Origin of the sequence: Pseudonocardia sp. (assembly GCF_025465255.1) — a bacterium.
Taxonomy (GTDB): Bacteria; Actinomycetota; Actinomycetes; order Mycobacteriales; family Pseudonocardiaceae; genus Pseudonocardia.
The window spans coordinates 1-10632 of record NZ_JAODNI010000074.1; the positions used below are offsets into that span (position 1 = coordinate 1).

At 73.0% G+C, this 10632-nt stretch carries 9 protein-coding genes; 8 read left to right on the plus strand and 1 reads right to left on the minus strand.

The window, feature by feature from the left end; genetic code table 11:
• From JWP64_RS07580 to JWP64_RS07615, 8 genes are all read left to right on the plus strand, one after another.
• The coding region (locus tag JWP64_RS07580) for a thiamine pyrophosphate-dependent enzyme (protein ID WP_297493872.1) at nucleotides 1-436 on the plus strand (436 nt) is incomplete at its 5' end.
• Nucleotides 436-942, plus strand: a complete 507-nt coding sequence (ilvN, locus tag JWP64_RS07585) for an acetolactate synthase small subunit (protein ID WP_297493875.1) — start codon at nucleotides 436-438, stop codon at nucleotides 940-942. The genes JWP64_RS07580 and ilvN, both read left to right, overlap by 1 nt.
• Before the next feature lie 43 nt (nucleotides 943-985).
• Entirely contained in the window at nucleotides 986-1990 is a 1005-nt protein-coding gene (ilvC, locus tag JWP64_RS07590; RefSeq protein WP_297493877.1) for a ketol-acid reductoisomerase, read from the plus strand.
• Between the two features lie 143 nt (nucleotides 1991-2133).
• Nucleotides 2134-3126: an LLM class flavin-dependent oxidoreductase gene (locus JWP64_RS07595; RefSeq protein WP_297493886.1), complete on the plus strand. Its 993-nt coding sequence runs from the start codon at nucleotides 2134-2136 to the stop codon at nucleotides 3124-3126.
• 64 nt (nucleotides 3127-3190) lie between these two features.
• Nucleotides 3191-4021, plus strand: a complete 831-nt coding sequence (locus JWP64_RS07600; RefSeq protein ID WP_297493878.1) for a class I SAM-dependent methyltransferase — start codon at nucleotides 3191-3193, stop codon at nucleotides 4019-4021.
• 57 nt (nucleotides 4022-4078) lie between these two features.
• The gene (gene serA, locus JWP64_RS07605; protein WP_297493880.1) at nucleotides 4079-5689 is read left to right on the plus strand and encodes a phosphoglycerate dehydrogenase; all 1611 of its coding nucleotides are present in this window, start codon (nucleotides 4079-4081) and stop codon (nucleotides 5687-5689) included.
• A gap of 229 nt (nucleotides 5690-5918) precedes the next feature.
• Nucleotides 5919-9161, plus strand: coding sequence for a S8 family serine peptidase (locus JWP64_RS07610; RefSeq protein WP_297493881.1), 3243 nt, complete (start codon nucleotides 5919-5921; stop codon nucleotides 9159-9161).
• 192 nt (nucleotides 9162-9353) lie between these two features.
• Complete coding sequence (locus tag JWP64_RS07615; protein ID WP_297493883.1) at nucleotides 9354-10394, plus strand: 3-isopropylmalate dehydrogenase; 1041 nt, start codon at nucleotides 9354-9356, stop codon at nucleotides 10392-10394.
• A gap of 58 nt (nucleotides 10395-10452) precedes the next feature.
• Here JWP64_RS07615 and JWP64_RS07620 read toward each other — a convergent pair.
• Nucleotides 10453-10632, minus strand: a 180-nt coding sequence (locus JWP64_RS07620; RefSeq protein WP_297493885.1) for an EthD family reductase, incomplete at its 5' end; no start/stop codon positions are given.

Below are 10632 nucleotides of genomic sequence, written 5' to 3' on the forward strand. Positions count from 1 at the left end.
CTGCGCGATCGAGGGCATCCCGATCAAGGTGGCCGTGATCAACAACGGCAACCTCGGCATGGTCCGGCAGTGGCAGACGCTGTTCTACGGGCAGCGCTACTCGAGCACGGACCTCGGCACGCACAAGCACCGGATCCCGGACTTCAAGCTGCTCGCCGAGGCCATGGGCTGCGTCGGGCTGCGCGCGGAGTCCAAGGACGACGTGGACCGCGTGATCTACCAGGCCATGGAGATCAACGACCAGCCGGTCGTCATCGACTTCACGGTCGGGGCGGACGCGCAGGTGTGGCCGATGGTCGCCGCCGGCACCGGCAACGACGAGGTGATGGCCGCGCGGGGCATCCGGCCGCTGTTCGAGGGTGACGAGCTCTCGGCCGGCGTCGACGAGGTGTCCGCGGTGACCGAGCAGGCGCTGCACGACGGGGCGGAAGACTGATGGAGACGCACACGCTGTCCGTCCTCGTCGAGGACAAGCCCGGCGTCCTGGCCCGCGTCTCGGGCCTGTTCTCCCGGCGCAGCTTCAACATCATCTCGCTCGCCGTCGGCCAGACGGAGCAGCCGGGCGTCTCCCGGATGACGATCGTGGTCTCGGTCGACGACTTCCCGCTCGAGCAGGTGACCAAGCAACTCAACAAGCTGGTCAACGTCATCAAGATCGTCGAGCTGGAGCCCGCCGCCTCCGTGCAGCGCGAGCTGCTGCTCGTCAAGGTGCGCGCCGACGCCGGCGTGCGCAGCCAGGTCCTCGAGGCCGTGCAGCTCTTCCGCGCCAAGGTGGTCGACGTGGCACCGGAGGCGCTCACGATCGAGGCGACCGGCACGATGGACAAGCTCCACGCGCTGCTTCGCATACTCGAGCCCTACGGCATCCGCGAGATGGTGCAGTCCGGGATGGTGGCCGTCGGCCGCGGTCCCCGCTCCATCACGGCCAGCGCCGTCCGCTAGACCCGATTTTCTGCAGATCCGCTGAGAGGAATCCCCACCCGTCATGAGCGTGAACATCTACTACGACGACGACGCCGACCTGTCGATCATCCAGGGCCGCAAGGTCGCCGTGATCGGCTACGGCAGCCAGGGCCACGCGCACTCGCTGTCGCTGCGTGACTCCGGTGTCGACGTGCGCATCGGCCTGCCCGAGGGCTCGAAGAGCCGCCAGAAGGCGCAGGACGAGGGCCTGGAGGTGCTCACGCCGGCCGAGGCCTCCGCGTGGGCCGACGTGATCATGATTCTGGCGCCGGACACCAAACAGCGCTTCATCTACGCCGACGACATCGCGCCGAACCTCAAGAGCGGCGACGCGATCTTCTTCGGCCACGGCTTCAACATCCGCTACGACCTGATCAAGCCGCCGGCGGACGTCGACGTGGCCATGGTCGCCCCGAAGGGCCCGGGCCACCTGGTCCGCCGCCAGTTCGTCGACGGCAAGGGCGTCCCGGCGCTCATCGCGGTCGAGCAGGACTACACCGGCAACGCCAAGGCGCTGGCCCTCTCCTACGCGGCCGGGATCGGCGGCGCCCGCGCGGGCGTCATCGAGACCACCTTCAAGGAGGAGACCGAGACCGACCTGTTCGGCGAGCAGGCCGTCCTCTGCGGCGGTGCCGCGGCGCTGGTCCAGACCGGTTTCGAGGTGCTGACCGAGGCGGGCTACGCCCCCGAGATCGCGTACTTCGAGTGCCTGCACGAGCTCAAGCTCATCGTCGACCTCATGTACGAGGGCGGCATCGCCAACGAGCGCTTCTCCATCTCCGACACCGCCGAGTACGGCGACCTCACCCGCGGCCCGCGCGTCATCACGCCCGCGGTCAAGCAGGAGATGAAGAAGATCCTGGGCGAGATCCAGGACGGCACGTTCGCGCGCGAGTGGGTGGGCGAGGACGAGAACGGCCGCCCGAACTTCACCCGCCTCCAGAAGGAGGGTGCCGAGCACCCCATCGAGGAGACGGGCGAGAAGCTCCGCGGCCTCATGAGCTGGGTGGGCGAGAAGGCCAAGTGACCCCGTAGGGGTTGCACGAACGGCACTCTCGTGCGGTAGGTCCGCGCGAGAGCGCCGTTCGTGTGTCCGGGGGTGGAAGAGGCGGCGGCGTCGCGGCGTTGTACTCGTCAGTACTCGTCTTCCCGGAGGTTCCTGTCGTGTCCTTGCCCCTGCCGCTGTCCGTGCTCGATCTCGCCTCCGTCGGGAAGGGCGAGACGATCAAGGAGGGGTTGGAGGCGAGCGTCACCCTGGCGCAGCGCGCCGAGGGGTGGGGCTTCCGCCGGATCTGGTACGCCGAGCACCACAACATGCGCTCCATCGCGTCGTCGGCGACGAGCGTGCTGATCGGGCACGTCGCGGCGAACACCGAGCGGATCACGCTCGGCGCGGGCGGCGTGATGCTGCCGAACCACTCGCCGCTGCAGGTCGCCGAGCAGTTCGGGACCCTCGCGACGCTGCACCCCGGCCGCATCGAGCTGGGCCTCGGCCGCGCTCCGGGCACGGACCAGCAGACCTTCGCGGCGCTGCGCCGGGACCCCCGGGCCTCGGAGCGGTTCCCGCAGGACGTCCAGGAGCTGCAGGGCTTCCTCTCGGAGGAGAGCCTCGTCCCGGGCGTGGAGGCGTTCCCCGGCCAGGGCACCGAGGTGCCGCTGTCGATCCTGGGCTCGTCGCTGTACGGGGCGCAGGTCGCCGCCGTCCTCGGGCTGCCGTACGTCTTCGCCTCGCACTTCGCCCCGGACGCGCTGGAGCAGGCCGTCACGGTGTACCGGCGCGAGTTCCGGCCGTCGGCGCAGCTCGGCGCGCCGCACGTGATGGCCGGGGTGAACGTCGTCGCCGCGGACTCCGCGGACGAGGCGGCCCGGCGGCTGCGGGCCGTCCAGCGCACCCGGGTGAAGCAGTTCCTGCGCGCCGGGGAGCGCACGCTGACCGACGACGAGGCCGACGCGGTCCTCGACATGCCGGCCGGCGACCAGGTCCGCTCCATGACGCGCTTCACCGCGGCCGGGACACCGGACGTCGTCACCCGCTACCTGGAGGACTTCGCGGTGCGCGCGGACGCGGACGAGCTGATCGTGATGTGCCCGGTGGTGGACCGCGCGGGCTGGTTCCGCTCGTTCGAGCTGCTGGCCGAGCAGACCGGGCTCGCCGCGGCCTGAGCGAGGCCCGGTGGCGCCCCGGGCCGGCTCGGGGCAGGCTGCACCTTGCGGGGGAGGAGGGCGCATGGCCGGTGGGCGACACGGGCGGTACGGGATCGACGCGCCCTTCGTGCCGGCCCTGCTCGGCGGCCTCGGGTTCGCCCTGCTGGTCCTGGCCCTCGTCACCCTCCTGACGGGCGGGGCCTCGCCCGGATGGCCCCTCGCGGCGGTCGTCTGGGAGCTGGTCGTCGGCGGATACCTGCTGGCGTCGGCCGCGTCCTACGTGTTCACGGCCCTGCGCGGGAGGTACGCCGTCTGGGCGGAGCTCGCCGAGGGGCTGTGGCTGCGCGGCAGCGACCGCGTGCTGGACATGGGGTGCGGCCGGGGCGCGGTGCTCCTGCTCGTCGCCGGCCGGCTGCGGTCGGGCCGCGCGGTCGGCCTGGACCTGTGGGCCGGGACCGACCCGTCCGGCTCGGCGGACGCGACGCGCGCCAACGCCGTCGCCGAGGGCGTCTCCGATCGGGTGGACCTCTGCACCGGGGACATGACCGCGATGCCCTTCGCCGACGGCGAGTTCGACGTCGTCGTGTCGAGCCTCGCGATCCACACCATCCCGTCCCCCGAGGGCAGGGCGGCGGCGGTCGCCGAGGCCGTGCGGGTGCTCCGTCCCGGGGGCCGCCTCGCGCTCGTCGATTTCCGGCACGTCCGCGACTACGAGACCCTGCTCGCCGGACACGGTGTCACCGGCCTGCGGCGGCGCGGTCTCGGACCCCGGTTCTGGTACGGCGGGCCGTGGGTCGCGGCGACCGTGGTGACGGGCACGAAGCCCGCCGCACCGCTCGGTTCACATGGTTGTGACCGGCGGGTGGAATCGATCATCCACGGCGGGGGAGGCAGCGCGGGGCCACGGACCTAGAATCAGCCGCGTCCATCGTTAACACGCACGTCCCGATCCGGGGAGCATCGCAGCACCGTGAGCACCGTCACCAGTCCGAGCCGTCCTGTCGTCCTCCTGGCCGAGAAGCTCGCGCCCTCCGCGGTGGAGCTCCTGGGATCCGACGTCGAGATCCGCCACGTCGACGGGACGGACCGCCCCGCCCTGCTGGCCGCCATCGCCGACGCCGACGCGCTGCTCGTGCGCTCGGCCACCAAGGTCGACGCCGAGGCCCTCGCCGCCTCCACCCGGCTGAAGATCGTCGCCCGCGCGGGTGTCGGCCTCGACAACGTCGACGTGCCGGCCGCGACGGCGCACGGCGTGATGGTCGTCAACGCGCCGACGTCGAACATCGTCTCCGCCGCCGAGCACGCCGTCGCGCTGCTGCTCGCCACCGCCCGGCACATCCCGGCCGCGGACGCGAGCCTGCGTCAGGGCCAGTGGAAGCGCAGCAGCTACAGCGGCGTCGAGCTGAACGGCAAGACCGTCGGCATCGTCGGCCTCGGCAAGATCGGCCAGCTCGTCGCGCAGCGGCTGGCGGCCTTCGGCGTCGTGCTGTTCGCGTTCGACCCCTACGTCGCGCCGGCCCGCGGCGCCCAGCTCGGCATCGAGCTGATGAGCCTGGACGACCTGCTGCGCCGCGCCGACGCGATCTCGATCCACCTGCCGAAGACGCCGGAGACCCTCGGCCTGATCGGCAAGGACCAGCTCGCCCTGACCAAGCCTGGTGTGCTGATCGTCAACGCCGCGCGCGGCGGCCTGATCGACGAGGACGCGCTGGCCGAAGCCGTGCGCTCCGGGCACGTGGGCGGCGCCGGTATCGACGTCTACGTCAAGGAGCCCACCACCTCCAGCCCCATGTTCGAGCTGGAGAACATCACCGTCACCCCGCACCTCGGCGCGTCGACGGACGAGGCGCAGGACCGCGCGGGCACGGACGTCGCCCGCTCCGTGCAGCTCGCCCTCGCCGGCGAGTTCGTGCCGGACGCGGTGAACGTGCAGATCAACGGCTCGGTCGGCGAGGAGGTCCGGCCGTGGCTGCCGCTGGTGCAGAAGCTCGGCACGGTGCTCTACGCCGTCGCCGGCCGGCTGCCCACGTCGGTGACGGTCGACGTCGCCGGTGAGCTGGCGTCGGACGACGTCTCGGTGCTCTCCCTGGCCGCGCTGCGCGGGGTGTTCACCCACGTCGTCGAGGACCAGGTCACGTTCGTCAACGTCCCGGCGCTCGCCGCCGAGCGGGGCGTCGCCGTCGAGCTCACCACCGCGCCGGAGAGCGAGAACCACCGCTCGGTCGTGCAGCTTCGCGCCGCGATGCCCGACGGCGAGTCGATCACCGTGTCCGGCACCCTCACCGGGCGCGCGCAGACCGAGAAGCTCGTCGAGGTCAACGGCCGCCACTTCGACCTGCGCGCCGAGGGCGAGGTCCTGCTGCTCGAGTACGAGGACCGGCCGGGCGTCATGGGCCGCGTCGGCTCGCTGCTGGGCGAGGCCGCGGTGAACATCGAGGCCGCGCAGATCAGCCAGACCACGGACGGCACGGACGCGATCATGCTGCTCCGCGTGGACCGCGCTATCGACCCGGGTGTGCTGGGCCCGATCGGCGCGTCGGTGGGGGCCAAGACCACCCGCCTGATCTCGTTCGACGACTGACCGCGCCTGGTGGATCTTCCGCGTTCGGCACTCTCGCTCATACGTGGTGAGCGAGAGTGCCGTTCGCTCGTTCACGGGAGGGGAGAGCGCAACCCCGCCCACCCGCCCGCGTGAGATCCCACCCCCGATCCGGTGCGCCTCACGCTCGGATGTCGATCACTGACGCTCCGTCGCCCTAGGTTCACCTTCGCCGTCCCGCGTCCGCCGGTCCGGTGAAGGGGGATGCCGGGTGAGGCCGTCGCGCTGGCCCAGGGTGATCGTGGGCCTCGGCCTCACCGCCACCCTCGTCACGTTCGGAGCAGCCCCCGCGGAAGCGGCGCCCCGCACGGGCACCGACGCCGTGTTCGTCGAGTTCGACGACACCTCGGCCTTCGCCGACTACAGCTCCGCCCTCCCGCGGGGCCGGGACATCGCCCGCCGCGCCGCCGCGGACGCCCGCACGCGCATCGACGCCGCGGTGAACCGGATCCTGGGTTCCCTGCGCGGAGCGGAGGGGGAGCGCGAGCTCTACCGGACCAGCAACGCCGTCCCCGGCGTCGCCGTCCGGGCGGACCCCGCGACCGTCCGCCGGCTGGTCACCACACCCGGCGTCCGCTCGGTCCGCCGGATCACCCCCGCCCGCCCGAGCAACTCCGCCGCGGCGCAGCTCGGCCGTGCGATGCAGACCTGGCAGGACACCGGCCTGCTCGGCGACGGCGTCCGCATCGGGATCATCGACACCGGCATCGACTACACCCACGCGGACCTCGGCGGCCCCGGCACGATCGAGGCCTACGACGCGGCACGGGCCGGCAGGGGCACGTTCCCCACCGAGAAGGTCGTCGGCGGCGTCGACCTCGCCGGCGACGATTACGACTCCAGCAGCTCGGACCCGGCGAGGTCCGTCCCGCACCCGGACGACGACCCGTTGGACTGCGGCGGCCACGGCACCCACGTCGCCGGGACGGCCGCGGGCTACGGCGAGAACGCGGACGGCACCACCTTCACCGGGGACTACCGCGCGCTGACCCCGGACGCCCTGAACGGCATGCGGATCGGCCCCGGCTCGGCCCCCGCGGCGAGCCTCTACGCGATCCGGATCTTCGGCTGCGAGGGCTCCACCGCGCTCACCCCGGCCGGGCTCGACCGTGCCCTCGACCCCGACGGCGACGGCGACTTCGACGACCGGCTCGACGTCGTCAACCTCTCGCTCGGCTCGGACTTCGCCGCCCCCGACGACCCGGTCAACGAGTTCGTGCAGAAGCTCGTGGACAACGGCGTCGTGGTCGTCGCGGCCGCCGGCAACGCGGGCGACGTGTTCGACGCCGGGACCGCCCCCTCCAACAGCCCGGACGTCCTGGCCGTCGGCAACGTGCGGGACGCCGGCGTCCTCCTCGACGGCGCCGAGCAGCTCGCGCCCGAGGCCCGGACCGTCTCGGGGCAGTACAGCGTGAACTTCGCGGGCGTCCCGGACGTCACCGGGGACGTGGTGGCGCTCTCCGCGGCCAACGCCCAGGGCTGCGCGCCCTACTCGGCCGCGGACGCCGCCCGCGCCGCCGGCAACATCGTCTGGCTGGACTGGCCGGACGCCGACTCGGGCCGCCCCTGCGGCTCCGTCCAGCGGGCGGAGGAGGCCTCCGCGGCGGGCGCCGTCGGCGCGGTGCTCACCTCGGCCCAGGCGGACTTCGGGTCGACGCAGATCGGCGGCACGAAGGACCTGCCGATGTTCCAGCTCGACGCCGGCTCGACGGGCGCCCTGCGCTCCGCCCTCGACGCCGGCACGCTGCGCCTGCACCTCGACGGCACGCTCGCCGGGATGCGCTACGTGAGCACGCCCTCGATCGAGGACACGATCAGCGAGAGCTCGGCGCGCGGCGGCCGGGGCCCGGGCGTGAAGCCGGACGTCGCGGCGCCCGGCCAGTCGATCGTGTCCGCGGCCGTCGGCACCGGCTCCGGGCGGGCGAGCAAATCCGGGACGTCGATGGCGTCCCCGTTCGTCGCGGGCGTCGCGGCGCTGGTCCGGCAGGCCCACCCGGACTGGACGCCGCAGGAGATCAAGGCCGCGATCGTCGACACCGCGGGCGGGGACGTCCACACCGGTGAGAACCACGCGGGCCCGGTGTTCGCGCCGATGCGGGTCGGCGCGGGCCGGGTCGACGCGGCGGCGGCCGTCCGCACCATCCTGCTCGCCGGGAACGCGACCGACCCGGGGGCCGTCGGTGTCGCGTTCGGGGTGGTCGAGGTCCCGCCCGGGGAGCCGCTGGAACGCCGGGAACGGATCAACGTCCGGAACACCGGCGACACCCCGGCCGCGCTGGACGTCGACTACAGGGCGATCACCACGATGCCGGGCGTGACGATCGAGGCGTCGCCGTCGCGGATACGGGTGCTGCCCGGCCTCGAGGCGACGGTCGACGTCCGGCTGACCGTCGACCCGGAGGCCCTGCGCCGGACGCCGGACCCCACCCTGGAACTCACCCGGGACGGCCAGGCGCGGCAGTACCTCGCCGACGCGTCGGGCCTGGTCACCCTGGCCCCGACGGACGGCTCCCCGACGCTGCGGGTGCCCGTCACCTCGGCGCCGAAACCGGTCTCGTCGCTCGCCGCGACGGTCGAGGACGACGGGGTCCGGCTGAGCGGCACCGGCGTGGACCAGGGCAGCGGCCGGCAGGCCTACCGCTCCCGCGCCGGGGTGTTCCGGCTGCTCGCGACCAGCCCCGAGCTGCCGCTGTGCGACGAGCGGCGGATCACCGAGTGCGTCGCGAACGAGACCGGGCACGGCGGGGACCTGCGCTATGTCGGCGTCGCGCGGGCCGGGGACACGATCGGGGTGGCGGTGTCCATGTGGGGCCCGCTCCCGGACGTCGGCGCGACGACGGTGCCCAGCGTCGAGTTCGACGTCGACGGCGACGGGGTGCCGGACCACGCGACCGGGCTGGTCAAGGAGGAGGGGACGGACGTGCTCGTCGCCCGCACCGTCGACCTCGCGCACCCGCTGACCGGCGGCGGCTTCTCCGAGCTCGACGCCCGGCCCGTCAACGGGTTCACCGGCGTCACGGACACCAACGTGTTCGACACCGACACCTGGGTGCTGCCCGTGTCGCTGTCCGCCCTGGGCATCGACCCGCACGCGGCGGCGGCGCCGCTGCGGATGCGGGTGCGCGTCGAGGGGGACTACGGGCCGATCGACGTCAGCAGGCCCAACGAGGAGGGCTCCGACGCGCCCGTCGACGTCGCGGAGGTGCCCGGGCGGTGGGACCCGCTGACCGACGGGCCCGGGGCGGAGCAACTGCTGAGCCCCGCGGACGACGGGACGACGCTGGCCGCGCCGGCGGACGCCCCGCTGCTCGTCGTGCTCACCCAGAACCCGGCCGGGGAACACGCCGTCGCGCTCGGTTCCCCGTCGTCGGAGGGGGAGGCGTCGATGCGGTGGACACCCGGTCGGGTGTTCCCGACCACGCCGCCGCCGACCCCGGGCGCGACGCCCGCGTAGCCCGGGCGCAGAATCTGACCCGCTCGGGGTAGTGACGGGCGGCGTCCGGGCCGGGATCGGCCTCCGGACGCCCATGGTTCACCTGCCCGGGTGACCTCGAACGAGTGGACGCTGGTCATCGGACGGCGGCACAGAGGGTAGCGTCTCGTTGCTCCCCGAAGTGTGAGCCAACTGGAGAGAGGAAGCTCAGGCATGCGCCTTGCGGTCATACCCGGCGACGGCATCGGGCCGGAGGTCATCGACGAGGCGCTGAAGGTCCTCAACGAGGTCTCCCCGGGCGCGGAGACCACGACCTACGACCTCGGCGCCGCGCGCTGGCACTCCACCGGCGAACTGCTCCCGGAGTCCGTGCTCACCGAGCTCAAGCAGCACGACGCGATCCTGCTCGGCGCCGTCGGCGACCCGTCGGTGCCCAGCGGCATCCTCGAGCGCGGCCTGCTGCTGCGCCTGCGGTTCGAGCTGGACCACCACGTCAACCTGCGTCCCGCGCGGCTCTACCCGGGTGTCCGCGGTCCACTGGCCGGCAACCCCGCGATCGACCTGGTCGTGGTGCGCGAGGGCACCGAGGGGCCGTACGTCGGCACCGGCGGCCTGCTGCGCAAGGACACCCCGCACGAGATCGCCACCGAGGTCAGCCAGAACACGGCATTCGGCATCGACCGGGTCGTCCGGGACGCGTTCACCCGCGCGGAGAAGCGCCCGCGCAAGCACGTCACGCTGGTCCACAAGACGAACGTGCTCACCTTCGCCGGCGCCCTGTGGTCCCGGATCGTGGAGGAGGTGTCGCTCGAGCACCCCGGCGTCTCCGTCGCCTACCAGCACGTCGACGCCACGACGATCCACCTGGTCACGGACCCGGGCCGGTTCGACGTGATCGTCACGGACAACCTGTTCGGGGACATCCTGACCGATCTCGCGGCGGCCGTCACCGGAGGCATCGGGCTCGCGGCGAGCGGCAACATCGACGCCAGCGGCACGAACCCGAGCATGTTCGAGCCGGTGCACGGCTCCGCCCCGGACATCGCGGGCCAGGGCATCGCGGACCCGACGGCGGCGATCCTCTCGGTCGCGCTGCTGCTGGACCACGTCGGCCGTCCGGACGCCGCCCGCCGGATCGAGGCCGCGGTGGCCTTCGACCTCGCGACGCGGGACCACCAGGCCACGGGCCACACCCAGAGCATCGGCGACCGCCTCGCGGCCCTGGTGAGCAAGCAGGCGGACCCGAACGCCTGACCCTCGTACGACGAAGGCCCCTCACCCGACCGGGTGAGGGGCCTTCGTCATGAACCGCTCAGACGACGACCGTGCGCTCGCCGACCAGCATCGTGGCGCCCGCCATCGCGAAGTTCGGCAGGTCGTCGGTGGCGGCCTTGCCCTCCGGGCTGGCCATCGACTCCGCCATCGCCTCCTGCGAGGCGAAGTTCAGGGTCGCGATCAGGTGGTACTGGGGGGCGGACCCGTCGGGGCCGGG

Excerpts from the sequence above, each read along its gene's own strand:
- ilvN (WP_297493875.1), top strand. The coding sequence starts at position 436 with ATGGAGACGCACACGCTGTCCGTCCTCGTCGAGGACAAGCCCGGCGTC.
- ilvC (WP_297493877.1), top strand. The coding sequence starts at position 986 with ATGAGCGTGAACATCTACTACGACGACGACGCCGACCTGTCGATCATC.
- JWP64_RS07600 (WP_297493878.1), top strand. The coding sequence starts at position 3,191 with ATGGCCGGTGGGCGACACGGGCGGTACGGGATCGACGCGCCCTTCGTG.
- JWP64_RS07615 (WP_297493883.1), top strand. The coding sequence starts at position 9,354 with ATGCGCCTTGCGGTCATACCCGGCGACGGCATCGGGCCGGAGGTCATC.